This is a genomic window from Pseudomonas sp. PVC-5-1 (genome assembly GCF_057444345.1).
In genome coordinates this window covers 4,456,048-4,473,711 of the sequence record NZ_CM172024.1, presented here as the reverse complement: position 1 = coordinate 4,473,711, position 17,664 = coordinate 4,456,048, and the positions used below count along the sequence as shown (strand labels likewise).

The 17,664-nt window shown below is 63.7% G+C and carries 19 protein-coding genes; 11 read left to right on the top strand and 8 right to left on the bottom strand.

Going from position 1 to position 17,664, the window contains the following annotated elements; translation table 11 throughout:
* The first annotated feature begins 41 nt into the window (after window positions 1–41).
* On the top strand, window positions 42–1,238 hold the full coding sequence (locus tag AC2T3R_RS20490) for an MFS transporter (protein ID WP_486744185.1): 1,197 nt from the start codon (window positions 42–44) through the stop codon (window positions 1,236–1,238).
* Window positions 1,239–1,292: 54 nt separating this feature from the next.
* Here AC2T3R_RS20490 and AC2T3R_RS20485 read toward each other — a convergent pair whose 3' ends face one another.
* From AC2T3R_RS20485 to AC2T3R_RS20470, 4 genes are read right to left on the bottom strand one after another with little or no spacing between them, the layout of a single operon-like run.
* Window positions 1,293–1,490, bottom strand: a complete 198-nt coding sequence (locus AC2T3R_RS20485; RefSeq protein ID WP_003258907.1) for an SEC-C metal-binding domain-containing protein — start codon at window positions 1,488–1,490, stop codon at window positions 1,293–1,295.
* A 7-nt stretch (window positions 1,491–1,497) separates the two neighbouring features.
* Window positions 1,498–1,983 carry an LEA/WHy family protein gene (locus AC2T3R_RS20480; RefSeq protein WP_015271543.1) on the bottom strand — a complete coding sequence of 162 codons (486 nt, stop codon included), beginning with the start codon at window positions 1,981–1,983 and terminating at the stop codon, window positions 1,498–1,500.
* A 2-nt stretch (window positions 1,984–1,985) separates the two neighbouring features.
* The gene (locus AC2T3R_RS20475) at window positions 1,986–2,462 is read right to left on the bottom strand and encodes a YchJ family protein (RefSeq protein ID WP_410953229.1); all 477 of its coding nucleotides are present in this window, start codon (window positions 2,460–2,462) and stop codon (window positions 1,986–1,988) included.
* A 2-nt stretch (window positions 2,463–2,464) separates the two neighbouring features.
* Window positions 2,465–2,959 (bottom strand): DUF6231 family protein, encoded by a 495-nt coding sequence (locus AC2T3R_RS20470; RefSeq protein ID WP_025340372.1) that lies wholly within the window; start codon window positions 2,957–2,959, stop codon window positions 2,465–2,467.
* A gap of 159 nt (window positions 2,960–3,118) precedes the next feature.
* Here AC2T3R_RS20470 and AC2T3R_RS20465 point away from each other — a divergent pair, with 159 nt between their 5' ends.
* The 4 genes from AC2T3R_RS20465 (at window position 3,119) to AC2T3R_RS20450 (ending at window position 5,745) form a co-directional block, all read left to right on the top strand.
* A complete protein-coding gene (locus AC2T3R_RS20465) occupies window positions 3,119–3,811 on the top strand; it encodes a PA1041 family peptidoglycan-binding anchor lipoprotein (protein WP_003258902.1) in 693 nt (230 codons plus the stop codon).
* An 89-nt stretch (window positions 3,812–3,900) separates the two neighbouring features.
* Window positions 3,901–4,620 (top strand): PA1041 family peptidoglycan-binding anchor lipoprotein, encoded by a 720-nt coding sequence (locus tag AC2T3R_RS20460; protein WP_025340370.1) that lies wholly within the window; start codon window positions 3,901–3,903, stop codon window positions 4,618–4,620.
* A gap of 98 nt (window positions 4,621–4,718) precedes the next feature.
* Window positions 4,719–4,994: a DUF1145 domain-containing protein gene (locus AC2T3R_RS20455; protein WP_023663398.1), complete on the top strand. Its 276-nt coding sequence runs from the start codon at window positions 4,719–4,721 to the stop codon at window positions 4,992–4,994.
* Window positions 4,987–5,745, top strand: coding sequence for a hypothetical protein (locus AC2T3R_RS20450; RefSeq protein ID WP_024087646.1), 759 nt, complete (start codon window positions 4,987–4,989; stop codon window positions 5,743–5,745). Before AC2T3R_RS20455 ends, AC2T3R_RS20450 begins: the two co-directional genes overlap by 8 nt.
* Window positions 5,746–5,945: 200 nt before the next feature.
* Here AC2T3R_RS20450 and AC2T3R_RS20445 read toward each other — a convergent pair whose 3' ends face one another.
* Window positions 5,946–6,896 (bottom strand): IS110 family transposase, encoded by a 951-nt coding sequence (locus AC2T3R_RS20445; RefSeq protein ID WP_486743821.1) that lies wholly within the window; start codon window positions 6,894–6,896, stop codon window positions 5,946–5,948.
* 249 nt (window positions 6,897–7,145) lie between these two features.
* Entirely contained in the window at window positions 7,146–7,610 is a 465-nt protein-coding gene (locus tag AC2T3R_RS20440; RefSeq protein ID WP_486744184.1) for a CopD family protein, read from the bottom strand.
* Between the two features lie 98 nt (window positions 7,611–7,708).
* Here AC2T3R_RS20440 and dinG point away from each other — a divergent pair, with 98 nt between their 5' ends.
* The 5 genes from dinG to pdxH all read left to right on the top strand — a co-directional run bounded on the left by dinG (window position 7,709) and on the right by pdxH (window position 15,314).
* Window positions 7,709–9,853 carry an ATP-dependent DNA helicase DinG gene (dinG, locus tag AC2T3R_RS20435; RefSeq protein WP_013973931.1) on the top strand — a complete coding sequence of 715 codons (2,145 nt, stop codon included), beginning with the start codon at window positions 7,709–7,711 and terminating at the stop codon, window positions 9,851–9,853.
* 81 nt (window positions 9,854–9,934) lie between these two features.
* Entirely contained in the window at window positions 9,935–12,169 is a 2,235-nt protein-coding gene (locus AC2T3R_RS20430) for a beta-galactosidase (RefSeq protein WP_486744183.1), read from the top strand.
* 256 nt (window positions 12,170–12,425) lie between these two features.
* Entirely contained in the window at window positions 12,426–13,571 is a 1,146-nt protein-coding gene (locus tag AC2T3R_RS20425) for a serine hydrolase domain-containing protein (protein ID WP_410953234.1), read from the top strand.
* Window positions 13,572–13,670: 99 nt separating this feature from the next.
* On the top strand, window positions 13,671–14,648 hold the full coding sequence (locus tag AC2T3R_RS20420; RefSeq protein WP_486744182.1) for an OmpA family protein: 978 nt from the start codon (window positions 13,671–13,673) through the stop codon (window positions 14,646–14,648).
* Between the two features lie 18 nt (window positions 14,649–14,666).
* Window positions 14,667–15,314 carry a pyridoxamine 5'-phosphate oxidase gene (gene pdxH / locus AC2T3R_RS20415; protein ID WP_013973927.1) on the top strand — a complete coding sequence of 216 codons (648 nt, stop codon included), beginning with the start codon at window positions 14,667–14,669 and terminating at the stop codon, window positions 15,312–15,314.
* 143 nt (window positions 15,315–15,457) lie between these two features.
* Here the strand turns inward: pdxH and AC2T3R_RS20410 are convergent, their stop codons facing one another.
* Entirely contained in the window at window positions 15,458–15,691 is a 234-nt protein-coding gene (locus tag AC2T3R_RS20410) for a hypothetical protein (protein ID WP_410953235.1), read from the bottom strand.
* Window positions 15,692–15,837: 146 nt separating this feature from the next.
* Here AC2T3R_RS20410 and AC2T3R_RS20405 point away from each other — a divergent pair, with 146 nt between their 5' ends.
* Entirely contained in the window at window positions 15,838–16,302 is a 465-nt protein-coding gene (locus tag AC2T3R_RS20405; RefSeq protein WP_013973925.1) for an outer membrane lipoprotein, read from the top strand.
* 69 nt (window positions 16,303–16,371) lie between these two features.
* Here AC2T3R_RS20405 and nhaA read toward each other — a convergent pair whose 3' ends face one another.
* Window positions 16,372–17,547 carry a Na+/H+ antiporter NhaA gene (gene nhaA, locus AC2T3R_RS20400; protein WP_024087644.1) on the bottom strand — a complete coding sequence of 392 codons (1,176 nt, stop codon included), beginning with the start codon at window positions 17,545–17,547 and terminating at the stop codon, window positions 16,372–16,374.
* Window positions 17,548–17,664: the final 117 nt, after the last annotated feature.

Here is a 17,664-nt window from a genome sequence, read left to right as displayed (position 1 = left end):
CAATGCCGAATCGACCCGTCCACCAACCGTGAGCACACGCTATGTCGAGCACACTTCCGCGGCGCACGTACCTGTATTTCACCGCGCAATCGATCAACCTGACGACTGCGGTCATGTCCGTGACCATGGCGGCCATTGTCGGGGCGGCGCTGGCGCCTGCCGCCACGTGGTCCACCGTGCCCTATGGTTTCCAGTTCCTCTGCCTGATGCTGGCCACCTATCCGGTCTCCAGGCTGATGAGCCGTATTGGCCGCAAGCGCGCCTTCATGCTGGGCTCGATCCCTTTGGCGGTGTCTGGCATCAGTGGTTACCTGGCGGTGCAGTACCAGCAGTTCCCGATGCTGGTGATCAGCCATTCGGCATTGGGCATCTACATTGCGTTTGCCAACTTCAATCGCTTCGCGGCCACCGACAATCTGGCCCAGAACCTGAAGCCCAAGGCGCTTTCCCTGGTGGTGGCCGGTGGGGTGATCGCCGCCGTGGTCGGGCCGGCGCTCACCGAGTGGCTGAGGGACGTTGGTGGGTATCCGCTGTTTTCGCTGTGCTACGCCGCTTTTGTCGGCCTGGCGGTGATGTCGTTGCTGACAGCGGCCTGCCTGCCCGGCGATACCGGCACCGCCAGTAACGACCGTGCAGCGAAACCGGCTGGCACTACCGCCGAGCCGCTGAGCCCGGTGGTTGCCGTGGCCATGGCCGTGGCCGCGCTGGGCTATGGGATCATGAATTTGCTGATGATCCAGGCGTCCATGCACATGAAACACATGCATGAGGACTTTTCCGACGTTCGCCTGGCGATTCAATGGCATGTGATTGCCATGTTTGCGCCGTCGTTCTTCACCGGCGCCATCATCCACAAGCTCGGCATCAGGGCCACCATCTGTCTCGGCCTGTGCCTGCTGATCGGTTGCACGGCCATGAACATGTGGTCGCACAGCTACGCGATGATGACCTTGTCACTGATAGCCCTGGGCCTGGGTTGGAACCTGACCTACGTGGGCGGTGGGGCGCTGTTGGCGCAGACGCTGCAAAACAGCCCGGCAGCGATGCAGATGCAGGGGAAGAACGATCTGGCCATTGCGGTGTTCGCGACCGTTGGTGCATTCAGCCCATCGCTGTTGCTGGGTACGGTCGGCTGGGATGGCACCAATGCCATTTGCATGGCCCTCTGCATTGTGCTGCTCATGGCCACCGCAGGGTTGCTGCAGCGCAAGGTTTCAGGGCCTGCCAGGGCCAGTTAGACCCCGGCTACCCTCCGCGCGGCCCGCAGCAGGGACGCGCGAGTGCTGTTCAGGTCAGGCGCCGTGGCACTTCTTGAACTTTTTCTGGCTACCACACGGGCACGGGTCGTTACGGCCAACGTCCTTCAGGGCGTTGCGTACCGGCTCCTGGTGGCCGTGGTTGCAGTGCGGGCCGTGTACATGGCCATGATCGTGGTGGTGATCATGATCGTGGTTGCAGTCAGGGCCATGAACGTGGGGTTGCTGGGACATTGCAGGGTCACTCCGGTTTGTAATCGCCGGGGATTATCTCACCACTGCGCGACAAGTGCAGGTCCCGATGGATGAGCAACCCGGTCGCCAGCTCGCCCTGCAGGCTGTAATGCAGTGGCTGTTCGCTTTTCAGCAGCTTGGCCAGCGGTTTCAGGTGCTGCCACAGGTTGGTCCGTGCGGTGATCTTGAAAGTACGCCGGGCATGCCCGCCGACACTGCGCCACACGCTGGTTTCATCCTGCACCAGCAACAGGTCATTGAGGCGTATGGCATACGACAGGTTGCGGATGAACAGGCGGCTGTCATTGGGGTTGTCGATTCGCAGATGCAGCACGAACTCCTGCTCCAGCAACCTTGCCTTGACTGTCTCCACCTCGACCAGGTGCACCTCGGGTTCGCGCCAGTCGTCACCGCCCCAGCTGGCGCAGCCCGCCAGCAGTGCAAGCCATGCCATCAGGGTGGCGAGCAGCAGCGGGCGGGTGCGGGCGATCATGGTCAGCTACCCACGTAACTGGCGCAGCATTTCTTGAACTTCTGGCCGCTGGCGCAGGGGCAGGGGTCGTTGCGCCCGGCCTTGAGCCCGACCGTGGGGTCGATGAAGTACCAGCGCCCGGCGTGCTGGACGAATGCCGAGCGCTCGCGGTGCTGATGGTCGCCCTCCTGGTCGTGCCAGCGAGCAGTGAAGGTGACAAAACCGTGCTCTGGCTGGCCGCCCAGCACCTCTGCGCTTTCCACCTCCAGGCCCAGCCAGGTGCTCTGGGCGCTCCAGGCGGCCATGGCGGCACGGTCCAGGCCGGCTTGCTGGGCGGGCAGGGTGGTGGCCACCAGGTAGTCGACCAGGCCAAGCACGTAGGCGCTGTAGCGTGAGCGCATCAGCGCCTGGGCATCCGGTGCCGGGGTGCCGGCATGGTAGTGCCCGCAGCAGGCGTCGAGCAGGTTGCCACTGCCACAAGGGCAGACCGAGAGACTCATCATTACCACCAGTACTTGCCGAAGTTTTCAGGGTTGGCCCAGAACTTGGCATTCAGCCAGTCCGGTACCTGCTTGTAGTCATGTAGATCATAGGTGAACAGGCTCAATACCTGCTGGTCACGGCGGAATTTCTCGCTGGCCGACAGGGCAAGGGCAAAGAAATCGGTGTCCTGCCAGCCACAGGCGGCCAGGTCGGCCAGCACCGCGACCCGGCTGGCATTGAGGTTGCGAATGCCACCGAGCAATTCCAGGCCGGTACGCTTGGGCAGGTGCTCCAGGCAGTCCACCAGTACCGCCAGGTCAAAGCGCTGGGCTGCCAGTTCGGCCGGCAGCGGGCCTGGGGCGGCCGTGGCGATGGTTACCTGTGGGTGCGCCTGGGCGAAGGCGTCCAGCGCCGGGAAGCGCGTGCCCACCAGCAGCAGGCGTTGCGGGGTGAAGCGCTCGAGCAGGGCCGCCAGGGCCTGCTGCGGGGTGCGCTGGGAAAAACCGTCGGTCATTGCCAATCCTCGTTGAAGTCGTCCAAGACTAGCGGGCCGCAGCGTGCGGGCAAAGAGGCATGTGACTGTGTCGTGGCTTATTGGTGGCAGGGATCAGATGCTCGGTCTTTACTCCCTGAAATCGGCCTTATGCCGATTCCCCCTAGGAGAAGCAATGAAATGAGCATAGTACGCACAGCGATACCCCTGGTTCTGCTCACCAGTGTGTTGACTGGTTGTGCAGGTTTGCAAAAGACCGACTGGCCGAAATGTGCCGCCGTCGGGGGTGTAAGCGGCGCTGCCCTGGGCGCCATCGAGAGCTCCAGCTGGGCTGGTTGGGGCGCGTTGCTGGGCGGTGGCCTGGCGGCGGGCTATTGCTGGGCCCATGGCGATGGCGACGAGGATGGCGACGGCGTGCCGGACAGCCGTGACAAGTGCCCAGGCACCCCGCGCGGTGTGCAGGTCGATGCCAACGGCTGCCCGCCGGAGCCGGCCGCGGTGGTCGAGGAAGTGGTGGTGCAGAAGGAAGAAGTCATCGTCATCCGCGATGTGCACTTCGAGTTCGACTCTGCGCGCCTGACCGCCAGCGACAAGGAGCGCCTCAACACCATCGCCACGCGCCTGAAACAGGAGGCGCCGTCCGCCCGCCTGAGCGTCAGCGGCCATACCGACAGCGTCGGCTCCGACAGCTACAACCAGAAACTGTCCGAGCGCCGTGCCCACTCGGTGACCGATTACCTGGTCGAGAGCGGTGTGCCGCGCAGCAGCTTCGTGTCGGTGGTCGGTGCTGGTGAAACCCAGCCGGTGGCAGACAACGCCACGGCCGAGGGGCGTGCCATGAACCGCCGTACCGAGATCAAGATCCAGCGGTAGATCGGCGTGCGCCCGTGCCTTGAGCAGTGGTACGGGCGCGTCTTCACGGCGGTCAGCCGTCCGTGGCCAATGACACAGGAGCATTCAGCATGAGTGTGACGTCGAAGGCGGCGCTGCCGCTGTTGGTGGCTGCCAGCCTGCTAGCGGGCTGCGCCACCCACAGCGATGGCAGCGCGCCGCTCAACCAGAGGACCTGGCCCATCTGCAGCCTGCTCGGCGGCCTGGTCGGTGGTGGCCTTGGCGCCATCGAAAGTTCGAGTTGGGCGGCTGGCGGCGGTGCCCTTGGCGCCATCGCCGGGGGCCTGATCTGTTACGCCCAGGATGGCGACGAAGATGGCGACGGCATTTTCGACCGCCGCGATCGTTGCCCCGATACCCCCGCCAACACTGCGGTCGACCACATGGGTTGCCCGTTGAAGGTGTACCCCGCATCGCCGCCTGCCACTGAACCTGAACCCTCGCCGGAGGTGATCATCCTGGATGACAACGGCGCGGTGATGTTCGCCTTCGATTCCGCCGAGCTGACCCCTGCGGCCCAGCAGCGCCTGCAAGGCCTGGTGGCAAAACTCGATTCACCGACGGTGGCGAAAGTAAGCGTGATCGGGCATACCGATAACGTCGGCTCCGACAGCTACAACCAGGCACTTTCCGAACGCCGCGCCAGCAGCGTGGCCGTTTACCTGATCAGCCAGGGGCTGGAGGCGGGCAAGGTCACCAGCCAGGGGCGCGGCGAGAGTGAACCGCTCACCGACAACGAAAGCGAGGAGGGCCGCGCCCGCAACCGACGGGTGGAGCTGCACCTCAACTGAGTGGTGCTGGCGCCTGTCCTGGCATTGCAGTTAATGTTGGTCGCACGGCCCGCTCGAACGGGCCGTCTCGACATAACAGCAATCCATGGGGGCGGGATATGAGGTTCATCCTGGGCTTGGGCAAGGTCCTGACAGTCGCTTTCTGGGGTGTGGTGTTGTTCAATCAGTTGATGCCACAACCCTTGCCCTTCAACCTGCTGATCAACGCCGCCGGCATCACCTTGCTGGGCCTGCACCTGCTCGAGGTGCTGTTCTTCAATGGCAGCCTGCGCGGGCGCAGCCACCGCTGGTTTGATCGTCTGCAGATCCTGTTGACGGGTATCTTCCATGTCATGTCCATCCCCCGTGTGCAGGAGGCGCCGCGAAATGCGTAATCTGATGTTGCTGGCCATGTTGGCCGCTCCCCTGGCCCAGGCCGAAAGCCTGGAGGTTGCTGCCAATTCCATGCTGCGCCTGCCCGACAAGTCTGCCAGCGTGCACCTGGCACAGTTGCGTGTCGCCGATGCCGCAACCCTGCTGCTGCCTGCCACGCTCGCGGAATTGAAGGTCGACCAGCTGGAGCTGGGGCGCGATGCGCGTATCGCCATTGCGCCGTCCGATAGCCCGTTGCTGATCGAGGCGCGCAGCGCGCGGCTGGGTGAGGGTAGCGAATTCAGTGCGCCGGGAGCGGCGGGCACTTACCAGCGGGGAGCCCGGTCAGGCCGCAGCCTGGACCTGAAACTGGCTGAAGTGGATGCCGAGCGCCTGGCCATCGATGCCCGTGGCGGTGCCGGTGCGCCGGGGTACGTGGGGCTGGATGGCGCCAACGGCCAGGCCGGTGGCTGCACCTGGGGCCAGGCCAGCCGCGGTGCCAACGGCGATGACGGCGGCAACGGGCACGATGGCGCGCCGGGTGGGCGCATCCGCCTGAGCGTGCCGCAGGGCTTCCCGCAGGAACGCATCGTGGTCCGCCTGGACGGCGGCGCACCGGGCAAGGCCGGGGCTGCAGGCAAGGCCGGCAAGGGCGGGGCTAGCAAGGGTTGCCTGGTGTACCGCACAGACGCCGGCGCCAATGGCCGGCCGGGGCAGCCGGGCCAACCTGGGTTGGCCGGCGCTGCAGGTGAGCTGATTCTGCAGCGCTTGTGAAAACCTGTACTGGCCCTATCGCCGGCAAGCCAGCTCCCACTGCGACCGCATCGGCTGCAAGCCATGTGCAGTACCTGTGGGAGCAACTGTCTTTAGAAGTTTATTTTCAAGCGTGCCATTCGGGCAGGGCTTCGCTCGATACCGCGTAGCGGTGTCGTTGGCGAAGCCCGCATTTGTAGAAAATCGATCCTCGTTCGTGATCAGGTTGCGGGTACCTGAGGCTTGAGCTCTTTCCACTCCGTTCCGTCACGCAGCATTGCGTTCAGGCGCACCAGCAACACGCGCATGCACGCCACTGCGGCAACTTTTGCGCACTTGCCTCGGGCTATCAGGTCTTCATAGCGGGTTCTAACTTCTGGGACATGCTGGATCATTGACCAGATCGACATGTAGGCCGCCTTGCGGACTCTGTAACGCCCGCCTTCGATCTTCCTCGGGCCACTCTTCTTGCCGCTGTCTTTGTTGTACGGCGCTAACCCAGCCAAGGCTGCAATTTCGCGCCCCGTCACGCTTCCCAGCTCAGGTAGGTAGGCCATGAAGGTGCCACAACTGATGACGCCAATCCCTTTCACAGACCTTAGCCGCATGGCTGTCGTGCGATCCAGCACGTTCGAGGCGCGCTCAATCGCCTTGTCCAAAGCCTTAATCTGATCATTCAGGTAAGCGACATGCTCGGTATAAACGGTAATGGCCGTAACTGAAGTGGTTTGTTTCATCCGACGCTTGTCATCATCCCGATGCTGGACAAGATTGCCACGGAGTTTGATGAGCTCTCCCAGTTCATCCCGATCTTGATTAGGCTCTATCTGCGGCAAGTCCTCGAAATCCCTGGCAAACCGCGCCAGCATCTGGGCGTCGATCTTGTCAGTCTTGGCAATTTTGCCCATGGCACTCGCATAGTCCCGACAGCGCTTGGGGTTGACCCTGATGACGTTCAAACCCTCCAGTCGCAAGGCTTTGAATACGGCTCGTTCATAGCCACCAGTGGCTTCCAGCAAGACCCGTTCGACCTCAAGCTCGTTCAGGCATGCGATCAGTTGCGCAAAGCCCTCTGGGTCATTCCTGACCTGGAACTGGGGAATACTTTCAGGAAGAAAGCCCACATCCAGAGTCGCTTTCGAAACGTCGAGACCAACGAAGTAGGAAATCATCGCCAAGCCCTCTTACACTCAAGAAGTGAGAGCACTCTGACTTAGCCCTAGCTTGTGACTACGAGTTCGCCACTCATTCAACTGTTCGGGCTTAGGTCAGAGTGAGAGGTGGATGGCGACTAGGCTCCCACTCGTGCTTTAGAGCACATCTGGCTTTCAGTCTGCCATCCACTGCTCTCACCCTTTCGAGTTTAAGAGACCTTGAAGACACAAGCTGGCTTGCCGGCGATAGGGCCGGTGCAGGCAATATCAGAACATCAGCCGCGAACTGGCCACGGCTACCACCGCCAGACCGAGCAGCAGGTTGATCCCCACCATCCGCCGAATCCGCCCCAGCACGACCGCACCTGCCGGCCAGTCCTCGGCCTGCACCGCCGCCCTCAGCTCCGGCAGCAGCAGCGCCTGGATGCGCATGAACAGGGCAAACATGGCGATGCCCCCACCGATCATCACCTGCACATATTTCGGTGCAGTCTCGAAGCCGCTGAAGCGCATGTGCAACATGCCGATACCACTTATCGCCAAAATCGCCACGGCCAGCCAGACCCAACCGAAGAAGCGTCGGAAAACTTCCACCCACAAGCGCAGCCGGGCAGGCCCTTCAAGGGCTGCAACCGTTGCCGGGCGCAGCACCAGCCAGGCGAAGAACATGCCGCCGACCCACACCAGGGCGGCCAGGACATGCAGTGTGTAGGGCAGGGCAAAGGCAAGCATCCGGATCTCCATGCGGCATAAAGGGCAATAGCGGGGTATGATAGCCGCCCCATGCGAAACACTGAAAATATATCCAGCCCTCCGGGCGCCTGCAGACCATGATCAGCAACGAACTCAAAGCCACCATCCAGGGCGCCTACACGCGTTTTCTCGAAGCCAAGAGCCTCAAGCCGCGCTATGGCCAGCGCCTGATGATCGCCGAAGTGGCCAAGGTGCTCGGCGACATCGCCTGCGACGAAGAAGGCCGCCGTGCCGGCGAGCCTGCCGTGGTGGCAGTGGAGGCGGGCACCGGTACCGGCAAGACGGTGGCCTACAGCCTGGCTGCCATTCCGGCCGCCAAGGCCGCTGGCAAGCGTTTGGTGATCGCCACCGCCACCGTGGCGCTGCAGGAGCAGATTGTCTTCAAGGACCTGCCCGACCTGATGCGCAGCAGCGGGCTGAACTTCAGCTTCGCCCTGGCCAAGGGCCGTGGCCGCTACCTGTGCCTGTCCAAGCTCGACATCCTGCTGCAGGAGGGCCACGCCCAGTCGGCCACCGCCCAGCTGTTCGAGGAAGAAGGCTTCCACATCGAAGTCGACGAGCGCAGCCAGAAGCTGTTCAACAGCATGATCGAGAAGCTTGCCGGCAACCGCTGGGACGGTGACCGCGACAGCTGGCCCGAAGCCCTGGAAGACCAGGACTGGGCACGCCTGACCACCGACCACAGCCAGTGTACCGGCCGTCATTGCCCGAACTTCCAGCAGTGCGTGTTCTACAAGGCCCGCGAAGGCATGGGCAAGGTCGACGTGATCGTCACCAACCACGACATGGTGCTGGCCGACCTGGCCCTGGGCGGCGGCGCGGTATTGCCCGACCCGCGCGACACCATGTACGTGTTCGACGAAGGCCACCACCTGCCGGACAAGGCTATCGGCCATTTCGCCCACTATTCGCGCCTGCGCTCTACTGCCGACTGGCTGGAGCAGACCGCCAAGAACCTGACCAAGCTGCTGGCCCAGCACCCGCTGCCCGGTGACCTGGGCAAGTACATCGAGCAGGTGCCGGAGCTTGCGCGGGAAGTGCGCACCCAGCAGCAGTTCATGTTCACCCTGTGCGAGCAGGTTGCCGACTTCCGCCCCAGCGAGGACAACGAAGGCCGTGAGCGCCCGCGCTACCGCTTCGAAGGCGGCGTGGTGCCGGAGCAGATTCGCGAAGTGGGCATCGAGCTGAAAAAAGGCTTTGCCCGCCTCAACGACCTGTTCACCCGCTTGGCCGACCTGCTCAAGGAAGGCATGGACGGTGAGGTCAACATCGGCATCGCCAGCCACCAGGCCGAGGAGTGGTACCCGCTGTTCGGTAGCCTGGTCACCCGTGCCCAGGGCAACTGGGAACTGTGGACGGCCTTTACCGCCGAAGACCCGGAAGACAGCCCACCCATGGCCCGTTGGCTGACCCTGGCCGAGAGCGGTGCGCTGTTCGACATCGAAGTCAATGCCAGCCCCATCCTGGCCGCCGAAATGCTTCGCCGCAGCCTGTGGAGCGTGGCACATGGCGCACTGGTGACCTCGGCGACGCTGACTGCGCTGGGCAAGTTCGACCGCTTCCGCATGCGCTCGGGGTTGCCCCGTGACGCGGTTACTTGCGTGGTGCCCAGCCCGTTCGTGCATGGCGATGCCGGCCTGCTGCGGGTCCCCGACCTAAAGGCCGACCCGCGGGATGCGGCGGCGCATACCGCAGCGATCATCCGCGAACTGCCGAACATCGTCGAAGATGCCCGTGGCGCGCTGGTGCTGTTCTCCTCGCGCAAGCAGATGCAGGACGTGTTCGATGGCCTGGACCGTGACTGGCGCAAGCTAGTGCTGATCCAAGGCAACCTGTCCAAGCAGGAAACCCTGAACAAGCACAAGGCACGGGTCGACGATGGCCAGCACAGCGTGCTGTTCGGCCTGGCCAGCTTTGCCGAGGGTGTCGACCTGCCGGGTGCCTACTGCGAGCACGTGGTGATCGCCAAGATTCCTTTTGCCGTGCCTGATGATCCGGTCGAAGCGGCGTTGGCCGAGTGGATTGAGGCTCGCGGTGGCAACCCGTTCATGGAAATTGCCGTGCCCGATGCCTCGCTGCGGCTGATCCAGGCCTGCGGCCGCCTGCTACGAACCGAACAGGACCGCGGTGTTATCACCTTGCTTGACCGGCGTCTGGTCACCCAGCGCTACGGCAAGGCTATTCTCAATGCGCTGCCGCCGTTCCGGCGGGAGATTTCCTGACCGCCGGAGCACACTTGCTCCGGTGCGTTGTCCATTACTCAGTCGTGGGCCATGAGGGCCCTGAAGGAGAGCCCCAGCCTTATGGTCCGCCGTACCCTGCCCGCCGTTTTTGCCCTGTTGTTCAGCTCGCCGTTGCTGGCTGGGCAGCAGACGCTTTTCAGCTTCGTGCGCCCGGCCTCGGTGGTCAATGTGGCGACCGAGGATGCCGGCATGCCGCAGTACAACGCGGAGCAGACGGCCGAAGGCGAAGTGTTGCGGCGCGTGGTGTTCAACCCGGCCGAGCGGCCGACCCTGCGCCTGAGCCCGCAAAGCGGTGTGTGGGACTGGTCCGGCGGTCAGTTCCTGACCTTGCGCCTGCAAAGCGCGATGGATTGGGCGCTGACCGTGGATGTGGTGGTGCAGGGCAGTGATGGGCGCACGTTGACCAGCCGCATCGACCTTCCGGCCGGTCCTGCACAAACCGTGATGGTACCGCTGACGGCCAGTTCGCCGTTGAGCCAAGGCATGCGCGCCGGCCCGCCCATGCCCTGGAACCATGGCGGCCAGCGCCTGCTGCTGACCAGCAGCGCCGGTGCGGTCGACCTCAAGCAGGTGACGTCGGTCAGCCTGAGTATCCCCAACCCCAAGGTGGCGCAGAACCTGCTGATCGAGCGGGTGGGCATTCAGGATGACGACCAGGCATACAAGGCGGCCTACCAGGAGCTGATCGATGCCTATGGCCAGTCCACCCGCGGCCATTGGCCAGAAAAGGTTACCAATGACGAGCAGCTCAAGGCGGCCGATGTACGCGAGCAGCAACAGCTCAAAGGCTGGCTGGCAGAGCGTGGCAAGCAGCAGCTGGACGCTTACGGAGGCCTGCTGGCCGGGCCGGCGTTCGAGGCCAAAGGCTTCTTCCGCACCGAAAAGCGTGACGGCCGCTGGTACCTGGTAACGCCCGAGGGGCATCCGTTCTATTCCCTGGGGGTGAATGCCGTCGCCGCGGATGGCGGGCGTACCTACGTCGCCGGGCGTGAGGGGATGTTCAAGGGGTTGCCGGTTAAGGGGGATGCACTGGCCGCATTCTATGGTGATGGCAACAACGACGATGGCAACCCCTCGTCGCAAGGTCGCAACTTCAAGCAGGGGCGCTGGTTCGATTTCTATGCCGCCAACCTGCAGCGCACCTATGGCAAACCCTGCCCGCCCGCGGTAGAGGGGCAGCCGGCAAGCTGCCCACCATTGGCGCTGGATACCGCCCGCTGGCAGGCGCATGCGCTCGACCGCCTGCAGGCCTGGGGTTTCAACACGGTCGGCAACTGGAGCGAACCGGCACTGGGCCAAGCCAGGCGCATACCGTACACCTTGCCGCTATCGATCGTGGGGGATTACGCCAGCATCAGCACCGGCATGGACTGGTGGGGCCGCATGCCCGACCCGTTCGACCCGCGTTTTGCCATGGCCACCGAGCGCGCCGTTGCCATTGCCGCCCGCGATCACCGTGACGACCCCTGGCTGATCGGCTATTTCGCTGACAACGAACTGTCCTGGGCCGCCCCCGGTAGCGACCCGAAGGCGCGTTACGGCCTGGCCTACGGAACCTTGCGCCTGACTACCGATGTACCGGCCAAGCGCGCCTTCCTCAAGCAGTTGCGTGACAAGTACCGCAATCAGGAAGGGTTGTCCAAGGCCTGGGGCATCGAGCTGAGCGCCTGGGAACTGATGGAGGACCCGGGCTTCGAGGCACCGTTGCCGAACCCGGAGCACCCGGAAATCGAGCGTGACTACCAGCACTTCCAGCAGGTGTTCGCCGAAACCTACTTCAGGACCATTGCCGACTCGTTGAAGTGGCATGCGCCCAATCACTTGCTGCTGGGTGGCCGCTATGCCGTCAGCACGCCGGAGGCGGTCAAGGCCTGCGCCGAGTTCTGCGATGTGCTCAGCTTCAACTTCTATACCCTCAAGCCGCAGGACGGCTACGACTTCACCCGCCTGGCCGAGCTGGACAAGCCGGTGTTGGTGTCCGAGTTCCAGTTCGGCTCGCGCGATCGCGGGCCGTTCTGGCCGGGGCCGCTGGAAGTGGCGCGGGAAGAAGACCGTGGCCCGGCCTACGGCAACTTCCTCAAGGCGGCCCTGGCGCAGCCGATGATCGTTGGCGCGCACTGGTTCCAGTACCTCGACCAGCCGGCCAGCGGCCGCCTGCTCGATGGCGAGAACGGTCACCTAGGGTTGGTGGCGATCACCGATATGCCATACCCGGGGTTTGTCGATGCCGTGCGCAAGAGCAACTTCCAGGCAATGAGCCAGCTGCGCGTCCAACTGGAACAACCGGCGCCCTAGCCCAGGACGACGCGGTCTGGTGTAGGAGCGGCCTTGTGTCGCGATGGGCTGCGCAGCAGCCCCAGGATCTCAGTCGCAATGCACAAATTGCCGGGGCTGCTGCGCAGCCCATCGCGACACAAGGCCGCTCCTACAGGGGCACCGTTAGTTCTGGCTGCCATTCGTCGCGACCACTTGGCCCAAGCCAGTTTGCAAAACACGCAACTACTGAAACAATGCACACCATTTTCGGAATTGGTCGTACGGAGAACAGCGGGTGCAGATCCAGGGTCACTATGAGCTGAAGTTCGAAGCAGTGCGCGAAGCCTTCGCCGCGCTGTTCGATGATCCCCAGGAGCGTGGCGCCGCGCTGTGCATCCAGGTTGGTGGCGAAACCGTGGTCGACCTGTGGGCCGGCAGTGCCGACAAGGACGGCCAGCAGGCCTGGCACAGCGATACCATCGCCAACCTGTTCTCCTGCACCAAGACCTTCACCGCTGTCACCGCCCTGCAACTGGTCGGCGAGGGCAAGCTGGCCCTTGATGCGCCGGTGGCCAACTACTGGCCCGAGTTCGCCCAGGCAGGCAAACAGGCGATCACCCTGCGCCAGCTGCTCAGCCACCGCGCCGGCTTGCCGGCCATCCGTGAGCTGCTGCCGGCCGAGGCACTGTATGACTGGCAGGCCATGGTCGATGCTCTGGCTGCCGAAACGCCCTGGTGGACACCCGGCAGCGAGCATGGCTATGCCGCCATTACCTACGGCTGGCTGATCGGCGAGCTGATCCGCCGTGCCGACGGCCGTGGCCCCGGCGACTCGATCGTGGCCCGTACCGCTCGGCCGTTGGGGCTGGATTTTCATATCGGCCTGGCGGACGATGAGTTTCATCGCGTAGCGCATATCGCCCGTGGCAAGGGCAACGCCGGGGACGCTGCAGCTCAGCGCCTGCTGCAGGTGACCATGCGCGAGCCCGAGGCCCTGTCGACCCGCGCCTTCACCAACCCGCCGGCGATCCTGACCAGTACCAACAAGCCGGAGTGGCGGCGCATGCAGCAGCCAGCCGCCAACGGCCATGGCAATGCGCGCAGCCTGGCGGGCTTCTATGCCGGGCTGCTGGACGGTAGCCTGCTCGAATCAGAGCTGCTCGACGATCTCACCCGTGAGCACAGCCTCGGCCAGGATCGTACTCTGCTCACCCAGACCCGTTTTGGCCTGGGCTGCATGCTCGACCAGCCAGACGTGGCCAATGCCACGTTCGGCCTCGGGGCCCGCGCCTTCGGCCACCCAGGCGCCGGCGGCTCGGTTGGTTTCGCTGACCCGGAACACGATGTGGCCTTCGGTTTCGTGGTCAATACCCTTGGCCCTTATGTGCTCATGGACCCGCGAGCCCAGAAACTGGTACGCGTCCTTGCCAGTTGCCTTTGATCGGGTAATGCGGGTATTGCCCCAGCCCTTTGACTATCCTCAATGCCAACGCCTGAAGGGCGTAAGCAAAATTTCTTTCTATTTCATGGTGTATCGCTGATGTCTTCACACAAAACCTTAGCACTCGCCCTGTGCCTGACCGCCGTTACCGGCTGCGCCAGTCACCCCCAGGACGGCTCGAAGGACAGCGCCTCGAGCTGGTGGCCCTTCGGTTCGGACAAGGTTGCCGAGCAGGAAGTGAAGCAAGCCGTCACGGAAAATGTGGCCAAGGCCGACGCCAAGTCCGACAACGCCAGCCGTTGGTGGTGGCCGTTCGGCGGTGAACAGAAGCAGGCCAAGGGGCCGGTGGTGCCGAAGGTCGACCAGAAGGCCACCCAGGCCTGGCTGGACGAGTACGAGCCAAAGCTGCGTGAGGCGATCAAGGGCAGCAAGCTGGAGCTGGAGCGTCGTGACAACGTGCTGGCCGTAACCATCCCGGTGGACAGTTCGTACAACCCCGATCGCCCAAACATGCTGCTGCCGATGACCCTGGGCCCGATCACCCGTGTGGCCAAGACTGTCGAAGGCGATGCCAAGACCGCCGTGCTGGTACTCGGCCATGCCGACAGTAGCGGTGTCGCTGCCGCCAACCAGAAGCTCAGCCTGGAGCGCGCCGCTTCGGTGTCGGCCATCTTCCGCCTCAGCGGCCTGCAGCGTGACCGTCTGAACCTCAAGGGCATGGGCTCGGAAATGCCGCGCGCCGCCAACGACAGCGCCGAGGGCCGTGCCCTGAACCGCCGTGTGGAAATGCTGTTGACCCCGCAGAACACCATGGTCGCCCTGCTGGCCAAGTACCAGCAAGCCGCCCCGGCGCGCGCGCCAATGGTGGCGGTGCAAGATGTCAAAGCACCTGCTGCCAAGCCTGCCGACAGCAAGCCGGCCACCAAGGCTGTGGCGAAGAAGCCTGTGACCAAAGCCAAGGCCAAGGCGCCAGCCAAGACCACGGCCAAGAAAAAAGCTGCACCGGCCAAGCCGGTTGCCAAGAAAGCTACCACTGAAAAGAAAGTAGCTGCCAACAGCCCTGCGAAGACCAACTGATCGTCAAGGAACGCAGCAATGACCCAATCCCTGGCCGATATGCGCCGCGACTACACCCGTGATGGCCTGGCCGAATCCCAGGCCCCGGGGGAGCCGTTCGCCCTGTTCCACCAGTGGTTCGCCGAAGCGGTGAAAACCGAGCAGGTGCCGGTGGAAGCCAACGCCATGACCTTGGCCACTGTCGACGGTGAAGGCCGCCCGCACTGCCGTATCTTGTTGCTGAAGGGGCTCGATGAGCGTGGCTTCACTTTCTTCACCAACTACGATAGTGCCAAGGGCCAGCAACTGCTGGTCAACCCTTTCGCCGCCATGACCTTCTTCTGGCCAGCGCTGGAGCGCCAGGTGCGCATCGAAGGGCGGGTGGAAAAGGTCACCCCCGAGGAGTCTGACGCCTACTACCAGGTGCGCCCGCTGGGTAGCCGCCTGGGGGCTTGGGCTTCGCCACAGAGCCAGGTGATTGCCGGTCGTGAGGAGCTGGAGGGGCTGGTCAAGGCCACCGAGGCGCGCTTTTCCGACACCCAGCCGCATTGCCCGGAACATTGGGGTGGGTATCGTTTGCTGCCTGAACGCATCGAGTTCTGGCAGGGGCGGGCCAGCCGTCTGCATGACCGACTGAACTACCGGCTGGTAGATGGGCAATGGCTGCGGGAGCGGTTGGCGCCCTGAGATTGTTGGGGCCGCTTTGTGGCCCTTTCGCGACACGAGGCCGCTCCTACAGGAGATCGCGATCCCGGCAACTGACGCGGCCCCCTGTAGGAGCGGCCTTGTGTCGCGAAAGGGCTGCGCAGCAGCCCCGGCACTCCATCAGGCTACCCAGGATACCCCGCAGCTTCCCGCTCCAGCCACCCCGCCAACTGCTTGCGCCCCACCTTCTCCACCCGCGCCTGCTCCAGCCTTTGCACCATATAAGCGCGTTTTCCGGGGTCCGCCCCAGCCAGCGACAACGCCAGGTCACGGTCCATCCAGCGGCGCATGCGCACATACAGCCACCAGTGGAAATACAGCCCCGCAACGGTGGTGACCACGACGATGAAGTAATCCATGGCTATCCTTGGTCTCACTTGAAAGGCCTCGACACAGCCGTGCAGGCTGTCCCTTGGCTGAATGAAAACAATTTTATTACGTTTGTACCGTGACAGCCGTCAACGTGCAGCGTCTAATTAGCACCTGACTTATGGAGACCTTACCCATGCGTAAATCCGCTTTGCTGGTGGCGACCTTTACCACCATGTCGCTGTTGCTGGGTGGCTGTGCCTCGAGCCTGACCGGTGACAGCTACTCCCGTGATGAGGCCCGCCGCGTGCAAACCGTGCGCATGGGCACTATCGAGTCCCTGCGTCCGGTCAAGATCGAAGGCACCAAGACCCCGATCGGTGGCGGTGCTGGCGCCATCGTCGGTGGCGTGGCCGGGAGCGCCGTGGGTGGTGGCCGTGGTAGCATCGTCGCCGCCGTGATCGGTGCCGTTGCCGGTGGCCTGGCGGGTTCCGCCGCCGAAGAGGGCCTGACCCGTACCCAGGGTGTCGAAATCACCGTGCGTGAGGACGATGGCAGCATGCGTGCCTATGTGCAGGCCGTGCAGCAGAACGAGATCTTCCGCGTTGGCGACCGCGTGCGCATCATGACCGTCGATGGCACCAGCCGCGTCACGCACTGACCGTAGCCCAACAAGACAAAACCCCGACATGGCGCTCGCCAGTCGGGGTTTTTTCATGCTGCGGCCAGGTCAGCCGACGTTCGACTTGCGGCTGGCCATGGCGGTTACTGCATAGCCGATCACGGCGGCGAAGAACGAGCCGGTGAGAATACCCATGCGGTCCATCCCGGCGTAATCACTGCTGCCAGGCACAAAGGCGAGCGAGCCGACGAACAGGCTCATGGTGAAGCCGATACCGCAAAGTATCGCCACACCCAGCAATTGCCCCCAACTGGCGCCTGCAGGCAGCGCGGCCAGGCGCAGCTTTACCGCGACCCATGTCAGGCCGAAGACACCCACGGTCTTGCCCAGCAGCAGCCCCACGGCGATGCCCAGTGGCACCGGGTGGGTGAAGCTTTCTACGGTCATGCCTGCCAGCGATACACCGGCGTTGGCGAAAGCGAACAGCGGCAGGATGGCGTAGGCAACCCAAGGATGCAGGGCGTGTTCCAGGGCAAGCAGTGGTGAGCGTTCGGCATGGCGCGTGCGCAGCGGGATGCACAGGGCCAGGGCGACGCCGGCCAGGGTGGCATGCACGCCGCTCTTGAGCACGCAGACCCACAGGATCAGGCCAACGACCATGTAGGGCCCAAGCTTGACCACGCCAAGCCGATTCATCGACACCAGCAATACCAGGCAGGCGGCAGCCAGCAGCAGCGACATGCTCGACAGGGTGCCCGAGTAGAACAGGGCAATGACGATGATCGCACCCAGGTCGTCGATGATCGCCAGGGTCATCAGGAACAGTTTCAGCGACACCGGCACGCGCTTGCCCAGCAGGGCCAGTACGCCGAGGGCGAAGGCGATGTCGGTGGCTGTGGGGATAGCCCAGCCGGCTATGGCGGCAGGGTTGTCACGGTTGATGAACCAGTAGATCAGTGCCGGTATCACCATGCCGCCCACTGCGGCGGTGGCTGGCAGGATTACCTGGGAGGGCTTGGACAGGTGGCCGTCGACTACCTCGCGCTTGACCTCCAGGCCGATCAGCAGGAAGAACAGGGCCATCAGGCCGTCGTTGATCCAAAGCAACAGCGGTTTGGCGATGTGCAGCGCACCGACCTGAACGGCGACGGGAACGTCGAGCAGGCCGCTGTACAGGTAGGACAGCGGCGAGTTGTTGATTATCAGGGCCAGGATGGCCGCAGCGATCAGCAACAGGCCACTGGCGGCTTCGAGCTGGAAGAAGCGGGTGAACAGGCTACGCACGGGCTATAGGCTCTCCATGAGCAGTTGACAATGGAACGGGCGTACACCCTAGCCTTTGGCGATATGCTTTCAAACAAAAACCATATTCGTTTTTGTTATATGTTGTTACTGGCTGGG

Coding starts and splice junctions, on each gene's coding strand:
- AC2T3R_RS20490 (WP_486744185.1), top strand. CDS start 42: ATGTCGAGCACACTTCCGCGGCGCACGTACCTGTATTTCACCGCGCAA.
- AC2T3R_RS20485 (WP_003258907.1), bottom strand. CDS start 1,490: ATGTCCCAGCAACCCCACGTTCATGGCCCTGACTGCAACCACGATCAT.
- AC2T3R_RS20480 (WP_015271543.1), bottom strand. CDS start 1,983: ATGATCGCCCGCACCCGCCCGCTGCTGCTCGCCACCCTGATGGCATGG.
- AC2T3R_RS20475 (WP_410953229.1), bottom strand. CDS start 2,462: ATGAGTCTCTCGGTCTGCCCTTGTGGCAGTGGCAACCTGCTCGACGCC.
- AC2T3R_RS20470 (WP_025340372.1), bottom strand. CDS start 2,959: ATGACCGACGGTTTTTCCCAGCGCACCCCGCAGCAGGCCCTGGCGGCC.
- AC2T3R_RS20465 (WP_003258902.1), top strand. CDS start 3,119: ATGAGCATAGTACGCACAGCGATACCCCTGGTTCTGCTCACCAGTGTG.
- AC2T3R_RS20460 (WP_025340370.1), top strand. CDS start 3,901: ATGAGTGTGACGTCGAAGGCGGCGCTGCCGCTGTTGGTGGCTGCCAGC.
- AC2T3R_RS20455 (WP_023663398.1), top strand. CDS start 4,719: ATGAGGTTCATCCTGGGCTTGGGCAAGGTCCTGACAGTCGCTTTCTGG.
- AC2T3R_RS20450 (WP_024087646.1), top strand. CDS start 4,987: ATGCGTAATCTGATGTTGCTGGCCATGTTGGCCGCTCCCCTGGCCCAG.
- AC2T3R_RS20445 (WP_486743821.1), bottom strand. CDS start 6,896: ATGATTTCCTACTTCGTTGGTCTCGACGTTTCGAAAGCGACTCTGGAT.
- AC2T3R_RS20440 (WP_486744184.1), bottom strand. CDS start 7,610: ATGCTTGCCTTTGCCCTGCCCTACACACTGCATGTCCTGGCCGCCCTG.
- dinG (WP_013973931.1), top strand. CDS start 7,709: ATGATCAGCAACGAACTCAAAGCCACCATCCAGGGCGCCTACACGCGT.
- AC2T3R_RS20430 (WP_486744183.1), top strand. CDS start 9,935: ATGGTCCGCCGTACCCTGCCCGCCGTTTTTGCCCTGTTGTTCAGCTCG.
- AC2T3R_RS20420 (WP_486744182.1), top strand. CDS start 13,671: ATGTCTTCACACAAAACCTTAGCACTCGCCCTGTGCCTGACCGCCGTT.
- pdxH (WP_013973927.1), top strand. CDS start 14,667: ATGACCCAATCCCTGGCCGATATGCGCCGCGACTACACCCGTGATGGC.
- AC2T3R_RS20410 (WP_410953235.1), bottom strand. CDS start 15,691: ATGGATTACTTCATCGTCGTGGTCACCACCGTTGCGGGGCTGTATTTC.
- AC2T3R_RS20405 (WP_013973925.1), top strand. CDS start 15,838: ATGCGTAAATCCGCTTTGCTGGTGGCGACCTTTACCACCATGTCGCTG.